The sequence below is a fragment of the Pseudomonas sp. BCA17 genome (assembly GCF_004519405.1).
In the GTDB taxonomy this organism is placed as follows: domain Bacteria; phylum Pseudomonadota; class Gammaproteobacteria; order Pseudomonadales; family Pseudomonadaceae; genus Aquipseudomonas.
Genome location: NZ_SGWI01000002.1, coordinates 1 through 18,269 on the forward strand (window position 1 = coordinate 1; position 18,269 = coordinate 18,269).

An 18,269-nucleotide genomic window follows, 5' to 3' on the forward strand; every position below is an offset into this window, starting at 1 on the left:
TGGGACTGCTGCGCAGTCCAACGGGAGCAAGCTCCCTCGCCACAAATACAGCGTTCACCCTTAACTGGCATTAGCCACAATCACCGCTTTTCCTTGAAGCTTGCAGCTTGTAACTCCCCACTGCTCCTGATCAATAATCGAAGAACACTGTTTCCTTGTCTGTGCCCTGCAAAATCACGTTCCACTGATGAACACCGTCTGCATCCTGCCGGGCAATCAAGGTACTGCGCCGTTCTTGCGGCACGCATGCCAGCAGCGGGTCATCGCCATTCATGACCTCGCCGTCAAAGTAAATCCGCGTCAGCAGGTGCTTCACCAACCCACGGGCAAACACCAGCACCACCAAGTGCGGCGCCTGGGTCGTGCCCTTCAGCCCGGGCACCGCGCCCGGCTTGATGGTGGTAAAGCGAAAGCGCCCTTCGGCGTCCACCGGTACCCGGCCGAAGCCTTCGAAGTTCGGGTCGACGGCTTTGTCCTGCTCGTCTTCCGGGTGGTCATATTTGCCCGCGGCATTGGCTTGCCATACTTCAAGCATGGCGTCGTTGACGGCATCACCGTTGCCGTCCACTACCTGCCCGCTGATCGCCACACGTTCGCCGAGGGTTGCCGGCACGGTCAGGTCTTCGCGGTTCAGCCAGGTCAGGCCGATGTGGTAATACGGCCCGACGGTGTGGGACGTGGTCGCGTTGAGTGTCATCTCATTTCTCCATCGGCGTAGCGTCGCGGCCGCGCAGGACGATGTCCCAGCGGTAGCCGAGGGCATAGGAAGGAATGGTTTTTTCCAGGTCAAAACGGGCGATCAGGCGCTGCTTGGCCGAGGTGTCCGGTACGCAGTTGTAGATCGGGTCGTATTCCAGCAACGGGTCACCCGGGAAATACATCTGCGTGACCAGCCGCGTCAGCACACTCGGGCCGAACAGCGAAAAGTGGATGTGCGCCGGTCGCCACGCGTTGTGGTGGTTGCCCCACGGGTAGGCACCAGGCTTGATGGTCTGGAACTGATACCAGCCATCGGCGTCGGTGACGGTGCGACCGGTTCCGGTGAAATTCGGGTCCAGCGGCGCGTCGTGCAGGTCGCGCTTGTGGTTGTAGCGCCCGGCGGCGTTGGCCTGCCAGATCTCCACAAGGATGCCCGGCACCGGCTGGCCGTTTTCGTCCAGCACACGGCCATGAATGATGATGCGTTCGCCCTGGGGTTCGCCTTCATGCTGGGCGGTGAGGTCGTTGTCCTTCGGGTTGATCCGCTCGGCGCCGATGGTAGGGCCGGTGATTTCCGACAAGGAATGGGGCAGGAACACCAACGGCTTGGACGGCGAACGCAGGTTCGTCGACTGGTAGGCCGGGTGCAGGTAATCAGGTTGAGTACCCGCTTGCGGGCGCCGGTAGCCGGGCTTGTCACTCATGGTGCAATCCTCTCTTATCAGATTTCAGATGCGTTCAATCGCCAGGGCCAAGCCTTGGCCGACGCCCACACACATGGTCGCCAGGCCTTTGCGCCCCCCGGTTTTCTCAAGTTGATGCAGTGCGGTCAGCACCAATCGCGCACCGCTCATGCCCAGTGGGTGGCCAAGGGCGATGGCGCCGCCGTTCGGGTTGACCTGGGGCGCGTCGTCGGCAATCCCCAACTCGCGCAACACCGCCAAGCCTTGGCTGGCGAAAGCTTCGTTGAGTTCGATCACGTCAAAGTCGGTGACCGCCAACCCCAGGCGCTCCACCAGCTTGCGCACCGCCGGCACCGGCCCGATCCCCATCACACGCGGCGCGACGCCGGCGCTGGCCATGCCCAACACACGGGCGCGCGCGGTGAGGCCGTGTTTTTTCACGGCTTCGGCGCTAGCCAGGATCAGCGCCGCGGCCCCGTCATTCACACCCGAGGCGTTGCCGGCGGTGACGGTCTTGTCGGGGCCGTTGACCGGCTTGAGTCTGGCCAGAGCTTCCAGGGTAGTGTCAGCTCGCGGGTGTTCATCCTGCTCGACGACGGTCTCGCCTTTTTTATGGGCGACGCGCACCGGCACGATTTCCTCGGCGAAGAACCCGGCGGCTTTTGCGACGGCGGTACGCTGCTGGCTGCGCAGGGCGAAGGCGTCCTGGTCGGCCCGGGACACCTGGTAGTCGTCGGCGACGTTATCGGCCGTCTGGGGCATGGCATCCACACCGTACTGCGCCTTCATCAACGGGTTGATAAAACGCCAGCCGATGGTGGTGTCTTCCAGTTTCATGTTGCGCGAAAACGCCGCATCGGCCTTCCCCATCACGAACGGCGCGCGAGACATCGACTCGACGCCACCGGCAATCGCCAACTCCATTTCGCCGCTGGCAATGGCGCGAAAGGCAGTGCCAATTGCATCCATGCCCGAGGCACACAAGCGATTGAGCGTTACCCCAGGGATACTCTCCGGCAGGCCCGCCAGCAACAGCGCCATACGCGCGACGTTGCGGTTGTCTTCACCGGCCTGGTTGGCGCAGCCAAGGAACACTTCATCCACTGCGGCCCAGTCCACCGACGGGTTGCGCTCGATCAAGGCCTTGATCGGCAGCGCCGCCAAGTCATCCGCGCGCACGGTGGACAGCCCACCGCCGAAACGGCCGATGGGGGTACGAATCGCGTCACAGATAAATACATCGCGCATCAGGCTTCTCCGGGTGCTTGGCCATGGGCGGCCGCCGTGCGTGCCTCAAGGTCACGCAGGGCGGTCAGCTCTGTATCAGTCGGTTCGGCAGTGGTGTCGACCTGGTCGGCAAAACGAACGGCCCAACCGGTCGCAGCCACTACTTGCTCACGGGTCACACCAGGGTGCAGCGCGGTGACCACGAATTCATGGGTGCCCTCTTCCGGTTCCATGATGCATAGGTCAGTAATAATTCCGACAGGCCCCGCACCCGGCAGGCCCAGGCGTTTACGCGAGTCGCCGCCTTCGCCATGGCCGACCGAGGTGATGAAATCCAGCTTGTCGACAAACGAACGCGCCGACTGCTTGAGGATGATCAACACGCTCTTGGCGGAACCGGCAATCTCCGGCGCACCGCCGGCACCTGGCAAGCGCACTTTGGGCTGGTGGTAGTCACCGACCACGGTGGTGTTGATATTGCCGAAACGGTCGACTTGGGCTGCGCCGAGAAAGCCTACGTCAATGCGCCCGCCTTGCAGCCAGTAGCGAAAGATCTCACCGGTCGGCACCACAGTGTCAGCGGTTTCCGCCAGCTCACCGTCACCAATCGACAGCGGCAATACCGAGGGCTTGGCGCCAATCGGGCCGGACTCGTAGATCAACACCACATCCGGCGACGAGGTCAGGCGCGCCAGGTTGGCGGCCTTGGACGGCAGACCGATGCCCACAAAGCAGACGGAGCCGTTCTTGAGACGGCGCGCGGCGGCGACGGTCATCATTTCATTGGTCGAGTAAGCCATTACTTGGCCTCCTGCGCGGTGGCCAGCTTGGCCTGGAATTCAGTGAAGTCGGCGGTACCGCGAATGTATTCATCGATCCACGCGGTAAAGGTCCCACGGTCGCGGGCGATTGGATCCCACGCTTGGTAGAAGCGGTTATCACGCTCGTTGTAGCCATGGGCGTAGGACGGGTGCGCACCACCGGGTACATGGCACACCGCAGTCAGGGCCCAGGTCGGCAAGACGCAGCTGTTCATCGGCGCGTTCAGGTCATCGACGATTTCTTCCACAGTGACGATGCAACGCTTGGCTGCCAGTGCCGCCTCCTTCTGCACCCCCAGAATGCCCCACAGCAACACGTTGCCCTTGCGGTCGGCCTTTTGTGCGTGGATCACGGTGACGTCCGGACGCACCGATGGCACCGCCGCCAGCACTTCCGCGGTGAATGGGCAGGTCACGGTCTTGATCAGCGGGTTGACCTTGGGCAGGTCGGAACCGGCGTAGGCACGCAGCACGGCGAACGGCAGGCCCGATGCGCCGGCGACGTAGGCATTGGCCAGGTCGGCATGACTGTGTTCTTCAATTTCCAGCGGTTGCGGCCATTGCTTTTCGACCGCATCGCGCAGCCGATGCAGGGAGCCCACGCCCGGGTTGCCGCCCCAGGAGAAAATCAACTTGCGGGCGCAGCCGGCACCGATCAACTGGTCGTAGATCAGGTCAGGCGTCATACGCACCAGCGTCAGGTCTTTCTTGCCCTGACGAATGATTTCATGACCCGCTGCCGTAGGGATCAGATGGGTAAAGCCTTCCAGAGCGACGGTGTCACCGTCGTTCACAAATTGCTTCACCGCGTCACGCAGCGCGAGAATTTCAGCCATGGGGTTAGGGCTCCCGATATGGATCGAAAAAGGCGCTGAGGTGGCGCCGAAGTGCTTGAAGATTAAGCCGGGAAAATACCCCGAACAATCCGATAATCGACTCAGCGTTCGATTATCGAACCAATTGTTACCTAGCTAATCTTTTCTGGCGCATCAACGAATGCGGGAGGGATCCACCCCTCCCCCATTTGGCCGGACCCGGACTCAGGTCGCGTCGGCGTGGCTGACCATGCCCTTGATCACTACAGCGGTGGTGGCCAATGCCGCCGGAATCACCAGGGCGGTCAGCACCTGCTCGAAGTTCCAGCCCAGGCCGAGCAAGGTCGCGCCCATCCACGCGCCGAGGATGGCACCGAAGCGGCCAATACCGAGCATCCATGACACGCCTGTGGCGCGCCCCTGGGTCGGGTAGAAACGCGCGGCCAGGGACGGCATCGCCGATTGCGCGCCGTTGACGCACATCCCGGCGATCAACACCAAGGTCGCCAGCAGCGTGATATTGCCCAGACTCTGCCCCACCGCGTAGGCAAACACCCCGGCCAACAGATAGAAAGTACCGATGACCTTGTGCGGGTTGAACCGGTCCATCGCCCAGCCCACACCGACAGCGCTCAGCACGCCACCGAACTGGAACAAAGCACCGATAAACGCCGCTTGCTCCATGCTGGCACCGCTGTCACGCATCAGGGTCGGCAGCCAACTGGTCAGCAGGTAAACAATCACCAGGCCCATGAAATAAGTCAGCCACAGCAATAATGTGCCGGCGCTGTAGGTGCCGGAGAAAATCACCGCGAACACGTTGCGCGCCTTGACGGTTTTCTGCTCGGGCACGCTAAAGCTGGTGGCCTGGGCGACCAGATGGGGCGCGATGGGAGACAAGGTTTTACGCACCTTGTCGCTGCCGCGATTGCGCACCACCAAGTAGCGCGCCGACTCGGGCAGCCATCTCCACAGCACGACCACCAGGATCAGCGGCAGGATGCCCCCCATCAGCAGCAGGCTATGCCAACCGAACGCCGGAATCAGCTTGGCCGAGATAAACCCGCCACCCGCCATACCCAGGTTGAAGCCGCAGAACATACTGGTCACCAACAGCGACTTGTGGCGTTCCGGGGTGTACTCGGACAGCAGCGTGGTGGCATTCGGCATGCCGGCACCCAGGCCCAGTCCGGTGAGGAAGCGCAATACCAGCAACTGGTCGACGTTGGTGCTGTAGGCCGATGCCAGGCTGAATGCGCCAAACACCAATACTGCGCCCACCAGCACCACCTTGCGCCCAAAGCGGTCGGCCAACGGACCGGAGCCCAACGCACCGAACACCATGCCGATCAACGCGGCACTCATCACCGGGCCGAGGCTGGCGCGGTCGATGCCCCAGTCCTGGGACAGCGCAGGTGCAATAAAGCCCATGGCCGCAGTGTCGAGGCCATCGAGGAAGACAATCAGGAAACACAGGATTACCACGCGCCACTGATAGCGTGACAACGGCTGGGCATTGATAAAGGACTGTACGTCCAGGTTAGTGCCGACAGAAGGCTGATTCATTATTGTTATTTCCACACCGATGGGCGGGTCAACGACCTGAGGCCGTCATTATTATTGGGGGCAGCGATAGCGCTGCCGCACATTAATAAGCCAAGGGAAATACCGTCAATTGATCAAGCCGGGATCTGTGCGGTCACCGAACACTTAGGCAAACAGCTGGGTGCTCAATTCGCGGCTGGCGCTGAGCATGCTCGGCAAGAAGCGCTGCTCCAACTCGTTGCGGCTGACCCGGCCGGCGTGGGTACTCACATTCAGCGCGGCCAGCACTTGGCCCGACGCGTCATACACCGGTACGGCAATGGAGCGCAGGCCCTGTTCCAGTTCCTGGTCGACAATGCACCAGCCCTGCTGACGCACTTGTTGCAGGCATTCCAACAAGGCTTGCGGTGTGGTCAGGGTACGGCTGGTCTTGGTTTGCAGGTCGGCGTGGTCGAGGTAGTCCTTGAGCGAGGAATCATCCAGCGCCGCCAGCAGGATGCGGCCCATCGAGGTGCAATAGGCCGGCAAGCGTCCTCCCACCGACAGGTCTACTGAGATCAAGCGCTGGGTGGTGGCCGAACGGGCGATATAGAGGATGTCGTCGCCCTCCAAGGTCGCCATGTTGCAGGCTTCGTGGAGTTGCTCGCTCATGCGGTCCAGATAGGGCTGGGCCGACACCGCCAAAGGCGTGGAGGATAAATAGGCATGGCCCAGGGTCAGCACTTTGGGCAACAGCGAGTAGGTGCGTCCATCCGTGGTGGCGTAGCCGAGTTTGATCAAGGTATGCAGGCAACGGCGCACGGCGGCGCGAGGGATTTCGGTGCGGTGACTGATCTGGGCGATAGTCAGGTGGCGTTTGCGCTCCTGGAACGCCTGGACCACGGCCAAGCCTCGGGCCAGGGACGTCATGAAATCCGGATCCCCCGTGAACGCCTGGATGCGCTTGGCCGGTGAGGCCACGATCGGCGGCGCCACTGATGCGAAGGAATTGCGCAATTGATCGTTCATTTCGAGGGCCCTTTATCTTTTTTAATCGCTGGGAGGGTTGGCTGCAATGAGCTATTACCAGCCGCGTGGCCCGATGCACAAGGTGGCCATGGCAACATTGGGCGATTATCGGACAACCAAGCGATTATCGCAATTTACCGGGTACATCAGTTCTTAACAGTGCGGGATGAATATGAAAGCCGCGCACTCGACAGGTATCTAGATGGCTGCAGATTTATAAAGCTATGTTTCGAAAAATCAGACGCAGACATGTAACAAAACTCTCACACGGCATAGCGTTTTTTTTAACTTCACAGTGATAGTGTTATTCGTACGCGTCGCTATAATGCAGCATGTACGGAGGTCAGCCCGGTAATGATGTCGGGATGGGAGCTCGTCAGGCGCTGCGGGTTGTATGCAGCGTCGGTAACCACAAGGTCACAACAAAAACAAATAGTCGCCAACAGATTCCGTCCTTTGGCCCTTCAAACTTGAACCGTCCTACTGTTCAAATTGACGTAGCCCGGGAACGACTTTCAGGTGCGACGTTGCACAACACATAAACTCAACTCAAATTAGGTAACACTGTGACGAAAGACGAACTGCGCGCGGAACTTGAGCGCCAGGAACAACGTTACAAGGACGTTTACGGCGGGGAAGTCACCACCTACGCCGCCCAACCTGAGCCGGAACGCAAGCCATGGCGCAAACGAGCCAGCCTGCTGGATCAGGCATTTGCCCAGGAAATTCAAAAGATTGAACAGGAGCTCAAAGCCGAAGAGCCATAAGCACTTCGACACGAGCTCTCAGGGTTTTGCTGTCTCCGCCGTTCTACCCGCGGCGGAGGGCACCCTCCTTCCTCCAATTGGTCAGGGTCCTGCTGCTGCCAACGAAATTTCATACAAATGTTTCAAACATGATATTTGCCTGAAAAAACCCGCCCTCGCCGACCTGTACTTTATAAATCAAAGACTTGCCAAGCCCCCGAAAACCCTGGGATGAACGCCCTTCTCGCGGTTTTTTTCAGTGAAGATTGTTACCGATGAGCAGCTAATGCATCGATTACCGAGGTTTTCTGGCATAATCGCGCCCCCTTACGACCGGGTCAGAAAACCTTCATGATCGATTTATTCAGCGGACTGGATGCTTGGGTTCTAGTGAGCCTGTTGCTCGCCCTGGCCTTTGTCCTCGCCTTCGAGTTCATCAATGGCTTTCATGACACCGCTAACGCGGTGGCCACAGTCATCTATACCAAAGCCATGCCGCCGCACCTGGCCGTGTTCTTCTCCGGGGTGTTCAACTTCCTCGGCGTATTGCTCGGTGGTGTCGGCGTCGCCTACGCCATCGTGCATTTGCTGCCGGTGGAATTGCTGATCAATGTGAACACCGGCCATGGCCTGGCAATGGTCTTCTCTTTATTGGCCGCGGCGATCACCTGGAACCTGGGCACCTGGTACTTCGGTATCCCGGCCTCCAGCTCCCACACCTTGATCGGCTCGATCCTCGGTGTCGGCCTGGCCAATGCCCTGATCAACGACATCCCCCTGGCCGATGGCGTGAACTGGCAGAAAGCGGTGGATATCGGCGCGTCCCTGGTGTTCTCGCCGATGGCCGGTTTCCTGGTCGCAGCCCTGGTGCTGATCGGCCTGAAGTGGTGGCGCCCGCTGTCCAAGATGCACAAGACCCCGGACCAGCGCCGCAAGCTGGATGACAAGAAGCACCCACCGTTCTGGAACCGCCTGGTGCTGGTGATTTCCGCCATGGCCGTGAGCTTCGTGCATGGCTCCAACGACGGTCAGAAAGGTATCGGCCTGATCATGCTGGTGCTGATCGGTATCGTGCCGGCACAGTTCGTACTCGACCTGGGCAGCACCACTTACCAGATCGAACGTACTCGCGACGCTACCGTGCACCTGAGCCAGTTCTACCAGCGCAACAACGCCACTCTCGGCGAGTTCCTGGCCCTGGGCAAAGGCGTGAAGGACGATCTGCCGGGCAAGTTCCAATGCAACCCGCAACAGACCGAGCCGACCATCAATGCCCTGATGGAAACCTTGAAAGGCGTCGCTGACTACCATTCGCTGACCGCCGAGCATCGTATTGAGGTACGCCGTTACCTGCTGTGCCTGGACGACACCGCGAAGAAAGTCGGCAAGCTGCCGGGCCTGGATGCGCGCGAGAAGTCCGACCTGGACAAACTGCGCAAAGACCTGACCGCCACCACCGAATACGCACCGTTCTGGGTGATCCTGGCCGTTGCCCTGGCCCTGGGCCTGGGCACCATGGTCGGTTGGAAGCGTGTGGTATTGACCATCGGCGAGAAGATCGGCAAGCAGGGCATGACCTACGCCCAGGGCATGTCGGCTCAGATCACCACGGCGAGCATGATTGGCCTGGCCAACATCTTCAGCCTGCCGGTTTCGACGACCCACGTATTGTCGTCGGGCGTGGCCGGGACCATGGTGGCCAACAAGAGTGGGCTGCAAGGCGGCACGGTGAAGACGATTCTGATGGCTTGGGTGTTGACCCTGCCGGCGACTGTGGCCTTGTCGGCCGGGTTGTTCTGGTTGGCGTCCAAGGCGCTGGGTAGCTGATCACCCGACGGTTGAAAAAGAAGGTGCGACCTCGATGAGGATCGCACCTTTTTTTATGGCCGTTCGATTGCGGGTATATCCGTCTTTGATAACGGACATGTACACAAACTAAAAAGCAAAAAAAAGGGCGACCGAAGTCGCCCAAAATGCCTTGCGTGCCCATGTAATCCAGAAAGACTTACGGTTCTTTACGCTTGTTAGCGTCTTTCCAGATAAAAATTCCAAACCCTACAAAGAACAACACCATGAGGCTTACAGTCAGCACTCCGGCAAACACCACATTATCGAAAAACATGACCGGCCTCCTGCTCGTGCCCTGTTGCGATAGGGCTAAGTTAAAGGAGAAGGCGAAGTGGAAAATTGACGGGGATCAATGTCGTACGCAACTGGGCGTAAAGGAGGGCAATAACTGACCTGCATCAACGGATGCCGGCCGTTTCAACGTTTTTTCGGATTATTCTTCGGCTTTTTCTTAACTTTTGGCTTTTTCAAGAGCAACGGCATCGCCTGTTCGAACGCCTGGCGAACTTCATTGAGGCGTTTATCATTCAGGTCATGTACACGTTTGGCACGTTCGGCATTCAGGTCGATCAGCTTGGCGTCTTCACTCATGGCTTGGCTTACGTCGTGGCGGGAATAGCTCAATAATGCGGCCTCCCCCGCTCCACGGCAAATCAACGGGCGACAAATGGCAGGTCATCGCCCAAAATCGACCCTTCCCCCAAGCCCCGGAGGCGTACCCAAGTGGCACTGCACAAGGACCTTCCGCCATTGCTGGCCCTGCGCGCGTTCGAGGCAGTGGCGCGACACTTGAGCTTTATCAAGGCGGCCAACGAGTTGTCGGTGACCCAAAGTGCCTTGAGCCACCAGGTACAGAAACTCGAACAGCACTTGGGCAAGCCTTTGTTTATCCGACGTACCCGTGCGATTGATCTGACTACCGACGGCGAGCATTACTACAACGAAATACGCCCCGCCCTGGACGCCATCGCCGCGGCGACCCGCACGCTACGGGTCGCCCCCAGCCACACCGTGTTACGCATCGGCCTGCTGGCCTCCTTCGCCACCCTGTGGCTGGCTCCACGCCTGGCCGATTTTCTCAACCGCCACCCGCACATTCAGGTGGAATTACTGCCCGCGATCCAACTGGCAAACGTCGCCGCCGCCGAGGTCGACCTGGCCATCCGCTATGGCAAGGGCGACTGGCCCGATGTGCACGCCGTGCGCCTGATGGATGAGGCGATCTCACCCGTGTGCAGCCCCGTATTCAAGGCCGGCCAACTGCGTAAAGGCCCGTTATTGATGGCCACTTCCCATCGACCGTTCGAATGGACCGATTGGTCCGCGCACTATCAGATCGAGCTCGCCGATCACCCCCGTGTCGTGCTGCATGACTACAACATCGTGGTCGAAGCCGCCGTGGCCGGCCAGGGGATCGCCATGGGCCGCCACCGTTTGATCGAGCGCAGGCTCCAGGACGGCAGCTTGGTGGAGGCGTTCGACTGGCCGCCTTATCGCAGCGACATCGGCTACTGGCTGATCACTCCCCACGGGCCCACCAGCGAAGCGGCCACGTGTTTCAGCCAATGGTTGAAGGAAGCCTGCGCACACGCATGAGCTTTTTCGATACGTCGAGTGAGATCTATCCGTTTGTCGCCCCTCGCCACGCCCCACATGCTGAAACCTCCCAATTCAAGAGGATTCACCATGAGCGACTCGATCCGCCAACGCGTGCACGCCCTCGGCCTGACGCTGCCAACGGCCAGCCAGCCGGCGGCCAACTACATCAGCCACGTCATCAGTGGGAATCAGCTGTTTGTCTCCGGACAAATTCCACTGATCGACGGCAAGCCCGCCTATGTGGGTCGACTCGGCGAATCCCTCAGCGACGAAGAAGGCACCCAGGCGGCGCAATTGGCGGCCCTGGGTCTGCTGGGGCAACTGAGCGACGCCCTCGATGATGACCTGTCGCGCCTGGCGCGCACTCTGCGCGTCGGCGTCTTTATCGCCGGCAGCGGCCACTTCAATCAGCAGAGTGCGGTAGCCAATGGCGCCTCGAACCTGTTGGTCAACGCCCTCGGCGACAAGGGTCGGCACGTGCGCACCGCGGTGGGTGTATCAAGCTTGCCGGCTGGCGTTGCCGTGGAGGTGGACGCCATTTTCGAGTTGCAGCCATGAGCCCGCTGGAAGTCCAGCACCTGCGGGACGAAACGCCGGGCTGCCAGTCGGGCATCGTGCACTTCAATCATGCCGGTGCCTCTTTGCCGAGCCGGGCGACCTTGGACGCGATCATCGACCAGTTACAACGCGAAGCCCGCGACGGCCCGATGGAAGCCGGCGAGCACGGCACAGTGCTGGTGGAAAAAGCCCGCCGCGCCGCCGCGCAATTGCTCAATGCACCGGCCTCCTCAATAGCGTTTGCCAGCAGCGGTTCGACCGCGTGGAGCATGGCGTTTCAAGCCTTGGGCGCCTGGCAACCGGGCGATCGCATTCTGGTAGGCCGACAAGAATGGGGTGGCAACCTCGCCAGCATGGATCTGGCCGTGCAAGCGGGTGCACGGGTGGAGGTCATCCCCTGCGATGAAAGCGGCGCGGTCTGCCCCGTAGCACTGGAGTCGATGATCGATTCAAACGTGAAGTTGATCGACCTGATCTGGCTTCCCGCCAACGGCGGTCTTATCAATCCCGCCCAGGCGATAGGAGTGGTGGCCAGGCGCCATGGCGTTCCTTACTTCATTGACGCAGGCCAGGCTGTCGGCCAGTTGCCGGTGGACGTGCAGGCGCTGCACTGCGATGTGCTCAAGTCGGCAGGTCGCAAACACCTGCGTGGGCCACGCGGTACCGCGCTGCTGTATGTACGACCGGACTTCCTGCAACGCTTGAACCCGGCTCAACGCGATGTGTTTTCGGCACCCTGGACCGCCAAAGGCTTCGACTTGCGCAACGACGCCCGCCGCTTTGAAACCAGTGAAGCGTCCTATGCCTTATTGGCGGGATTGGGCAATGCGCTGCAAGAAGCCAACCGTTTGGGTGTGGAGCGAACCTGGGAAAGGGTCTTACTACTCAGCAAGCAAATTCGTGAGGAACTGCGTGAGATCCCGCGCCTTTCCCTGCATGACTCAGGCACGGCTCATTCGGGTCTGATCGCCTTCAACCTCGCCGGCTGGGACGCCTTCGAGCTCAAGCGCCGCCTGGGTCTCAAGCGCATCAACATCGGCGCCAACGACGTGGCTTATACCCCTTTGGACATGCAGGCGCGCGGTCTGAGCAGCATTGCGCGAGTCTCGGTCAGCCCCCTCAACAACGAGCGCGACATCGAGTTGCTGATAGCGGCACTGCGAGAATTAAGCGACTAGACCTCGACGTCCACCCATAACCCCTGGCGCGGCGCATCTTCGATCAACGGGACGACCGGCACAGTGTTGTCGGCATTCAGTACATCGCCTGGAATCGCCAAGTGCTGTTCAGGATCTTCCTCGGCTTCGCGCCGACGCTTTTGTTGTTCTTGCTGGCGACGCTGTTCTTCGCGCAGCAGAAAGGTCGATTGCTCGGCATCGCCCTTTTTCAGGTCGATCGTGCTCTCGTTGGAGCCCGCTTGTACGGGCACCACCGGCGGGATATCCGGCTTCTGGCGCGCCGGATCGAGTTGTGACGTGACCGGCACAACACTGACGGGCAGCATGGGTGGCAACATAGGCTTTATTCTCCTGATCAACAGGCTGTCGGCGGGCTGCCGGGTGACTTGAGCACCCAGTCGCCAAGCTGTGACCCAGTCCACACTCGTGAGTGCCCGCCATCTGTCGATTCAACTTTCGAACCGCCGCTCAAACAGCGTAGTTTTTGTCAGAGTCCTTTGGCTGAGGGCTGTGTTCCGTTAAGATAGTCGGCTTTTTCACGGCGGGAGTCAGGCAGCATGGCGCAGCAGTATCAACCGGGGCAACGCTGGATTAGTGACAGCGAAGCAGAGCTGGGGTTAGGCACCGTTCTGGCACAGGACGGGCGCTTGTTGACCGTGCTCTATCCGGCCACTGGCGACACTCGTCAGTATGCGCTACGGAATGCGCCCCTCACTCGCGTGAGGTTTTCGCCGGGTGACACCATCACCCATTTCGAAGGCTGGAAAATGACCGTACAGGAAGTCGACGATGTCGACGGCCTGTTGGTGTACCACGGCCTCAATGGGCAGAACGAGCAGGTCACCCTCCCGGAAACCCAACTCTCCAACTTTATCCAGTTCCGCCTGGCCAGCGACCGTCTGTTCGCCGGGCAGATCGACCCGCTGGCCTGGTTCTCGCTGCGTTACCACACCCTGGAGCACACCAGCCGCCAATTGCAGTCCTCGCTGTGGGGCCTGGGTGGCGTACGTGCGCAACCTATTGCTCACCAACTGCACATCGCCCGTGAAGTCGCTGACCGTATCGCGCCACGGGTATTGCTCGCCGACGAAGTGGGCCTGGGCAAGACTATCGAAGCCGGCCTGGTGATCCACCGCCAACTGCTGTCCGGCCGCGCCAGCCGCGTGCTGATCCTGGTGCCGGAAAACCTGCAGCACCAGTGGCTGGTGGAGATGCGCCGCCGCTTCAACCTGCAAGTGGCGTTGTTCGACGAAGAACGCTTTATCGAAAGCGATGCGGCCAACCCGTTCGAAGACACCCAGCTTGCACTGGTCGCACTGGAGTGGCTGGTGGACGACGAGAAGGCGCAGAACGCGCTGTTCGCCGCCGGCTGGGACCTGCTGGTGGTCGATGAAGCTCACCACCTGGTGTGGCATGAAGACAAGGTCAGCCCGGAGTACGCGCTGGTAGAACAGTTGGCCGAGGTCATCCCTGGCGTGCTGCTGCTCACCGCCACCCCGGAACAACTGGGCCAGGACAGCCACTTCGCGCGCCTGCGCCTGCTGGACCCGAACCGCTTCCACGACTTGCAAGCCTTCCGCGCAGAAAGCGAGAACTATCGCCCGGTGGCCGAGGCGGTGCAGGAACTGCTGGACAAGGGCCGCCTCTCCCCGGCCGCGCACAAGACCATCCAGGGTTTCCTCGGCAACGAAGGTGAAGCCCTGCTCACCGCCGTCAACGATGGCGACACCGAAGCCAGTGCGCGCCTGGTGCGTGAACTGCTCGACCGCCACGGCACCGGCCGCGTGCTGTTCCGCAATACCCGCGCTGCGGTGCAGGGTTTCCCGGAGCGCAAGCTGCATGCCTACCCGCTGCCGAACCCGGACGAATACCTCGAGTTGCCGCTGGGCGAACACGCCGACTTGTACCCGGAAGTCAGCTTCCAGTCGCAGCCGGATGTCGAGGAAGACAATCGCTGGTGGCGCTTCGACCCACGGGTCGAGTGGCTGATCGATCAACTGAAAATGCTCAAGCGCACCAAAGTCCTGGTGATCTGCGCCCACGCCGAAACCGCCATGGACCTGGAAGACGCCCTGCGCGTGCGCTCCGGTATCCCGGCCACGGTGTTCCACGAGGGCATGAACATTCTCGAACGTGACCGCGCCGCGGCCTACTTCGCCGATGAAGAGTTCGGCGCCCAGGTGCTGATCTGCTCGGAAATCGGCAGTGAAGGCCGCAACTTCCAGTTCTCCCATCACCTGGTGCTGTTCGATCTGCCGTCCCACCCCGACCTGCTGGAACAGCGGATCGGCCGTCTGGACCGGATCGGCCAGAAACACGTGATCGAATTGCACGTGCCGTACCTGGAAACCAGCCCGCAAGAGCGCCTGTTCCAGTGGTACCACGAAGCGCTGAACGCCTTCCTCAACACCTGCCCGACCGGCAACGCCTTGCAGCATCAGTTCGGCCCGCGCCTGCTGCCGCTGCTGGAAAACGCTGACGACGCCGAGTGGCAGGCCCTGATCGACGAGGCCCGTGCCGAGCGCGAGCGCCTGGAAGAAGAGTTGCACACCGGTCGCGACCGCCTGCTGGAGCTCAACTCCGGCGGTGCGGGTGAAGGCGATGCGTTGGTGGAAGATATCCTTGAGCAAGACGACCAGTTCGCCCTGCCGATCTACATGGAAACCCTGTTCGACGCGTTCGGCATCGACAGCGAAGACCACTCTGAAAACGCGCTGATCCTCAAACCCAGCGAAAAAATGCTCGACGCCAGCTTCCCCCTGGGCGACGACGAAGGTGTGACCATCACCTACGACCGTAACCAGGCCCTGTCGCGCGAAGATATGCAGTTCATCACCTGGGAACACCCGATGGTGCAAGGCGGCATGGACCTGGTGTTATCCGGTTCCATGGGCAACACCGCCGTGGCGCTGATCAAGAACAAGGCGCTCAAGCCAGGCACCGTGTTGCTCGAACTGCTGTATGTCAGTGAAGTGGTAGCACCACGTGCGCTGCAACTGGGCCGTTACCTGCCACCGGCGGCCTTGCGCTGCCTGCTGGACGCCAACGGCAACGACCTGTCGGGCCGTGTGTCGTTCGAGACCCTGAATGACCAATTGGAAAGCGTGCCACGGGCCAGCGCCAACAAGTTCGTCCAGGCTCAGCGCGACCAGTTGACGCCACGGATCAACGCCGGCGAAGAGAAGATCGCCCCGCGCCACATCGAGCGCGTGGCCGAGGCCAAGCGTCGCCTGGCAGCGGACACCGAGGAAGAACTGGCACGCCTGACTGCGTTGCAAGCCGTCAACCCGACTGTACGTGACAGCGAACTGGTTGCCCTGCGTAACCAACGCGAGCAGGGCTTGGCCATGCTCGACAAGGCGGCGCTGCGACTGGAAGCGATCCGGGTACTGGTAGCGGGTTGATAGCCGTTTGAAGCAAAAAGAAGGCCCGCGCAATGCGGGCCTTCTTTCATTCGTCTTGAGGGGCTTATCGGGTGCAGGCCTCCTCCCACACATTGGAACCCATCCAATTGTGGTAGGCCGCGTACTCCCGATGGCGTTACCGCAGTATCAAACCGTGGCCGCCGAAGCCGGCACCTCAACCGCACTCAAGCCCTCTTTCATCCTCTTGGCATCCCGCACAAAGCTGCGCGAGGCCTGGAACAGAAACAGCATGGTCAGCAACAGCGCCACCGGGATCAGGTACATGGCGTCGTGCAGCCCCACCGCTTTATAAGCTTCGGTCATCTGCTGCGCCCCCGCAGCGTACATGGCCGAGTGGGCAAAATGGTCCGACAGGCCACCCACCACGATCGGCCCCATGCCACCGCCCAGCAAGTACAACCCGGCAAAGAACAGCGCCGTCGCCGTCGCCCGCAAACGTGGCTCGACCACGTCCTGGATCGCCGTGTACACGCACGTGTAGAAGTTATAGGCGAACAACCAGCCGACACTGAACAAGGCCACAAACACACCGATCTCGATGCGCCCGGCATGCAAGGCCCACGCGGTGGTCACGGTGGAAATGATCAGGCTGCACGCGGCAAACAACAGCCGACCGTTGGCGACTCGCTGATGGATCTTGTCGGCAATCCAGCCGCCCAGGGTCAGGCCCACCAGGCCGGTGAGACCGACAATCACCCCAGTGGCCACGGCCGCATCCTGCAATGGCATAAGGAAGTAGCGCTGCAACATCGGCACCAGGAACGAATTGCACGCATAGGTGGCGAAGTTGAAACACAGCCCGGCCAGCACCAGCCACAGGAAGGTCGGTACCGCCAGCACGCGACGGATAGGGCGATCAACACGCTCCTGGGAGACTTGTACGGTTTCCGCCGCGCCGCGCTTAGGCTCTTTGATATAGAACATAAACATCGCCAGGATCAGCCCCGGCACGGCTGCGATAAAGAACGGTGCGCGCCAGCTGTCGAAAGCCTTGACCATCGCGCCAATGGTGAAAAAGGCCAGCAGCAGGCCCAATGGCAGGCCCAACATGAAAATGCCCATGGCCCGCGCCCGACGGTGTGCCGGAAACAGATCGCCGATCAGCGAGTTGGCCGCGGGCGCATAGCTGGCTTCGCCGATGCCAATACCCATGCGCACCAGCAGGAAGGTCCAGAAACTACCGACCATGCCATTGATCGCGGTCAGCCCGCTCCAGGCGAACAGGCCCCAGCCCATCAGCTTGCTGCGTGAACCGGTATCGGCCATGCGCCCCAGCGGCAAGCCGGCGATGGCGTAGACAATGGTGAAGGCGGTGCCGATGATACCGAGCTGGAAGTCGCTGAGATGCCATTCCATGCGGATGGGTTCGATGATAATTGCGGGAATGGTACGGTCGAAGAAGTTGAACAGGTTGGCCAGGAACAGCAGGAACAGAATGCGCCAGGCATTCGCCGCTTGGGTCGAGTTCTGCATGGGTCCGTCTCTTTATTGTTATAGGAGCTGCGATGTCCGATGCATCCTGCTCAGGTACCTGCAACATAGTCAGGCTGGCCCTGGTTGTCTGTAATGATTCGTAAAGCTGATAGGGCATGATTTCGCCCGTGGCCATGGGACTTTGCCTACACAAAATATAAATGCGCCCCCTCTTCCCAACGGCTACGGCACGGATAGAATGGCGAGCCTTCCCCGAAACACCCTACTTCTACTTTTCTAATCGATGACGCCCATGTCCGAAGCCAGTCCGTGTCTGAATTGCGGTGCCTGCTGTTCATACTTTCGTGTGTCTTTCTTCTGGGGTGAGTGCGCCTCATCGGGGGGTACGGTCCCCGACGATTTGGTCGTACAGATCAACCCCACCCGCGTGGCGATGATCGGCACAGACCAGAAACCCGCACGCTGCTGCAGCCTCGAGGGTGAAGTGGGTAAAGAGACCCGTTGTACGATTTATGAACAACGGTCGAGCCCGTGCCGCGAGTTCGACGCATCGTGGAGCCAGGGTGAACACAATGTCGATTGCGACGCTGCCCGTGCGGCGTTCGGCCTGGCCCCACTGGAAGCACCTGTCGAGCAGGCGCTGCCCCTCAGCGCTTAGCATCAAACGCTATGGGTCAGATGCC

The 18,269-nt window shown here is 60.7% G+C and carries 18 protein-coding genes; 7 read left to right on the forward strand and 11 right to left on the reverse strand.

The genetic code is table 11. The features are described from left to right. Positions 1-130: 130 nt before the first annotated feature. The 7 genes from pcaG to pcaR all read right to left on the reverse strand — a co-directional run bounded on the left by pcaG (position 131) and on the right by pcaR (position 6,798). Positions 131-697, reverse strand: a complete 567-nt coding sequence (gene pcaG, locus EXW71_RS08770) for a protocatechuate 3,4-dioxygenase subunit alpha (RefSeq protein ID WP_123714963.1) — start codon at positions 695-697, stop codon at positions 131-133. Position 698: 1 nt separating this feature from the next. After that, positions 699-1,403, reverse strand: a complete 705-nt coding sequence (pcaH, locus tag EXW71_RS08775; protein ID WP_134658033.1) for a protocatechuate 3,4-dioxygenase subunit beta — start codon at positions 1,401-1,403, stop codon at positions 699-701. 24 nt (positions 1,404-1,427) lie between these two features. Beyond that, positions 1,428-2,633 carry a 3-oxoadipyl-CoA thiolase gene (pcaF, locus tag EXW71_RS08780; protein ID WP_177421588.1) on the reverse strand — a complete coding sequence of 402 codons (1,206 nt, stop codon included), beginning with the start codon at positions 2,631-2,633 and terminating at the stop codon, positions 1,428-1,430. Continuing rightward, positions 2,630-3,409: a CoA-transferase subunit beta gene (locus EXW71_RS08785; RefSeq protein WP_123714960.1), complete on the reverse strand. Its 780-nt coding sequence runs from the start codon at positions 3,407-3,409 to the stop codon at positions 2,630-2,632. Before EXW71_RS08785 ends, pcaF begins: the two co-directional genes overlap by 4 nt. Further along, a complete protein-coding gene (locus tag EXW71_RS08790; RefSeq protein WP_123714959.1) occupies positions 3,409-4,266 on the reverse strand; it encodes a CoA transferase subunit A in 858 nt (285 codons plus the stop codon). The genes EXW71_RS08785 and EXW71_RS08790 overlap by 1 nt, the downstream gene beginning before the upstream one ends. Before the next feature lie 204 nt (positions 4,267-4,470). Beyond that, on the reverse strand, positions 4,471-5,811 hold the full coding sequence (locus EXW71_RS08795; protein WP_123714958.1) for an MFS transporter: 1,341 nt from the start codon (positions 5,809-5,811) through the stop codon (positions 4,471-4,473). A gap of 144 nt (positions 5,812-5,955) precedes the next feature. Beyond that, positions 5,956-6,798, reverse strand: a complete 843-nt coding sequence (gene pcaR / locus EXW71_RS08800; protein WP_060753787.1) for a pca regulon transcriptional regulator PcaR — start codon at positions 6,796-6,798, stop codon at positions 5,956-5,958. Between the two features lie 566 nt (positions 6,799-7,364). Here pcaR and EXW71_RS08805 point away from each other — a divergent pair. After that, a complete protein-coding gene (locus EXW71_RS08805) occupies positions 7,365-7,565 on the forward strand; it encodes a hypothetical protein (RefSeq protein ID WP_003172389.1) in 201 nt (66 codons plus the stop codon). Between the two features lie 330 nt (positions 7,566-7,895). Then, positions 7,896-9,371, forward strand: a complete 1,476-nt coding sequence (locus EXW71_RS08810) for an inorganic phosphate transporter (protein WP_123714957.1) — start codon at positions 7,896-7,898, stop codon at positions 9,369-9,371. Positions 9,372-9,549: 178 nt separating this feature from the next. Here EXW71_RS08810 and ccoM read toward each other — a convergent pair whose 3' ends face one another. Together ccoM and EXW71_RS28765 are read right to left on the reverse strand one after the other, a co-directional pair. After that, positions 9,550-9,666 (reverse strand): cytochrome c oxidase subunit CcoM, encoded by a 117-nt coding sequence (gene ccoM, locus EXW71_RS29215; protein ID WP_017137226.1) that lies wholly within the window; start codon positions 9,664-9,666, stop codon positions 9,550-9,552. A gap of 143 nt (positions 9,667-9,809) precedes the next feature. Then, entirely contained in the window at positions 9,810-9,983 is a 174-nt protein-coding gene (locus tag EXW71_RS28765) for a hypothetical protein (protein WP_167665837.1), read from the reverse strand. 132 nt (positions 9,984-10,115) lie between these two features. Between EXW71_RS28765 and EXW71_RS08815 the strand changes: the two genes are divergently transcribed. From EXW71_RS08815 to EXW71_RS08825, 3 genes are all read left to right on the forward strand, one after another. Beyond that, positions 10,116-10,988, forward strand: a complete 873-nt coding sequence (locus EXW71_RS08815; RefSeq protein ID WP_134658037.1) for a LysR substrate-binding domain-containing protein — start codon at positions 10,116-10,118, stop codon at positions 10,986-10,988. A 90-nt stretch (positions 10,989-11,078) separates the two neighbouring features. Further along, on the forward strand, positions 11,079-11,549 hold the full coding sequence (locus EXW71_RS08820; protein ID WP_134658039.1) for a RidA family protein: 471 nt from the start codon (positions 11,079-11,081) through the stop codon (positions 11,547-11,549). After that, on the forward strand, positions 11,546-12,727 hold the full coding sequence (locus EXW71_RS08825) for an aminotransferase class V-fold PLP-dependent enzyme (RefSeq protein ID WP_134658041.1): 1,182 nt from the start codon (positions 11,546-11,548) through the stop codon (positions 12,725-12,727). Before EXW71_RS08820 ends, EXW71_RS08825 begins: the two co-directional genes overlap by 4 nt. Here the strand turns inward: EXW71_RS08825 and EXW71_RS08830 are convergent. Then, the gene (locus tag EXW71_RS08830; RefSeq protein ID WP_123714953.1) at positions 12,724-13,065 is read right to left on the reverse strand and encodes an aspartate-semialdehyde dehydrogenase; all 342 of its coding nucleotides are present in this window, start codon (positions 13,063-13,065) and stop codon (positions 12,724-12,726) included. The two genes, EXW71_RS08825 and EXW71_RS08830, sit on opposite strands and share 4 nt — an antisense overlap. A gap of 219 nt (positions 13,066-13,284) precedes the next feature. Between EXW71_RS08830 and rapA the strand changes: the two genes are divergently transcribed. Continuing rightward, positions 13,285-16,131, forward strand: a complete 2,847-nt coding sequence (gene rapA / locus EXW71_RS08835; protein WP_134658043.1) for an RNA polymerase-associated protein RapA — start codon at positions 13,285-13,287, stop codon at positions 16,129-16,131. Positions 16,132-16,278: 147 nt separating this feature from the next. On the opposite strand, the gene EXW71_RS08840 is transcribed toward rapA, so the two are convergent. Then, the gene (locus EXW71_RS08840; protein WP_134658045.1) at positions 16,279-17,625 is read right to left on the reverse strand and encodes an MFS transporter; all 1,347 of its coding nucleotides are present in this window, start codon (positions 17,623-17,625) and stop codon (positions 16,279-16,281) included. Positions 17,626-17,878: 253 nt separating this feature from the next. Between EXW71_RS08840 and EXW71_RS08845 the strand changes: the two genes are divergently transcribed. After that, positions 17,879-18,244, forward strand: a complete 366-nt coding sequence (locus tag EXW71_RS08845) for a YkgJ family cysteine cluster protein (RefSeq protein ID WP_134658047.1) — start codon at positions 17,879-17,881, stop codon at positions 18,242-18,244. Positions 18,245-18,269: the final 25 nt, after the last annotated feature.

Bases quoted from the DNA above. Each gene is read 5' to 3' on its own strand.
- pcaH (WP_134658033.1), bottom strand. From the start codon at position 1,403: ATGAGTGACAAGCCCGGCTACCGGCGCCCGCAAGCGGGTACTCAACCT.
- EXW71_RS08825 (WP_134658041.1), top strand. From the start codon at position 11,546: ATGAGCCCGCTGGAAGTCCAGCACCTGCGGGACGAAACGCCGGGCTGC.
- rapA (WP_134658043.1), top strand. From the start codon at position 13,285: ATGGCGCAGCAGTATCAACCGGGGCAACGCTGGATTAGTGACAGCGAA.
- EXW71_RS08785 (WP_123714960.1), bottom strand. From the start codon at position 3,409: ATGGCTTACTCGACCAATGAAATGATGACCGTCGCCGCCGCGCGCCGT.
- EXW71_RS08830 (WP_123714953.1), bottom strand. From the start codon at position 13,065: ATGTTGCCACCCATGCTGCCCGTCAGTGTTGTGCCGGTCACGTCACAA.
- ccoM (WP_017137226.1), bottom strand. From the start codon at position 9,666: ATGTTTTTCGATAATGTGGTGTTTGCCGGAGTGCTGACTGTAAGCCTC.
- EXW71_RS08790 (WP_123714959.1), bottom strand. From the start codon at position 4,266: ATGGCTGAAATTCTCGCGCTGCGTGACGCGGTGAAGCAATTTGTGAAC.
- EXW71_RS08840 (WP_134658045.1), bottom strand. From the start codon at position 17,625: ATGCAGAACTCGACCCAAGCGGCGAATGCCTGGCGCATTCTGTTCCTG.
- EXW71_RS08845 (WP_134658047.1), top strand. From the start codon at position 17,879: ATGTCCGAAGCCAGTCCGTGTCTGAATTGCGGTGCCTGCTGTTCATAC.
- pcaG (WP_123714963.1), bottom strand. From the start codon at position 697: ATGACACTCAACGCGACCACGTCCCACACCGTCGGGCCGTATTACCAC.
- pcaR (WP_060753787.1), bottom strand. From the start codon at position 6,798: ATGAACGATCAATTGCGCAATTCCTTCGCATCAGTGGCGCCGCCGATC.
- EXW71_RS28765 (WP_167665837.1), bottom strand. From the start codon at position 9,983: ATGAGTGAAGACGCCAAGCTGATCGACCTGAATGCCGAACGTGCCAAA.
- EXW71_RS08810 (WP_123714957.1), top strand. From the start codon at position 7,896: ATGATCGATTTATTCAGCGGACTGGATGCTTGGGTTCTAGTGAGCCTG.
- EXW71_RS08820 (WP_134658039.1), top strand. From the start codon at position 11,079: ATGAGCGACTCGATCCGCCAACGCGTGCACGCCCTCGGCCTGACGCTG.
- EXW71_RS08795 (WP_123714958.1), bottom strand. From the start codon at position 5,811: ATGAATCAGCCTTCTGTCGGCACTAACCTGGACGTACAGTCCTTTATC.